A 482-nucleotide genomic window follows, 5' to 3' on the forward strand; every position below is an offset into this window, starting at 1 on the left:
GCCGCACCCTGCCGGAAATGGATCTCGCCTCGCTGGCCTGCGCGATCCAGAACCTGTGGCTGGCCGCCCGTGCGGAAGGCCTGGGGATGGGCTGGGTGTCGCTGTTCGATCCTTTGGCGCTGGCTGCGCTGCTCGGCATGCCGGAAGGCGCCAAGCCGGTGGCGATCCTCTGCCTCGGCCCGGTGCACGAATTCTACCCGGCGCCGATGCTGGCGCTGGAGGGCTGGACGACGCCGAGGCCGCTGCACGAACTGGTTTTCGAGAACGGATGGGGGGTGACATGAGCAAGGGGCCGCAGCGGATCGTCTGTCTGTCCACCGAGACCTGCGAAACGCTCTACCTGCTGGGCGAGCAGGCGCGCATCATCGGCATTTCCGGTTTTACCGTGCGCCCGCCGCAGGCGCGCAAGGAAAAGCCCAAGGTCAGCGGCTTCACCAGCGTCAAGCACGAGCAGATCCTGGCCCTGAAACCGGACCTGGTAC

2 protein-coding genes are annotated in these 482 nt (G+C 67.0%); both read left to right on the forward strand.

What is annotated here, in order from left to right; all coding sequences use genetic code 11:
- Positions 1–284, forward strand: a 284-nt coding sequence (locus ACU8YC_RS26630) for a nitroreductase family protein (protein ID WP_446896210.1), incomplete at its 5' end; no start/stop codon positions are given.
- Positions 281–482 (forward strand): ABC transporter substrate-binding protein (locus ACU8YC_RS26635; RefSeq protein ID WP_446896211.1); only part of this gene is annotated, 202 nt, incomplete at its 3' end. The genes ACU8YC_RS26630 and ACU8YC_RS26635, both read left to right, overlap by 4 nt.

The organism is Citrobacter sp. VF227 (assembly GCF_052950715.1).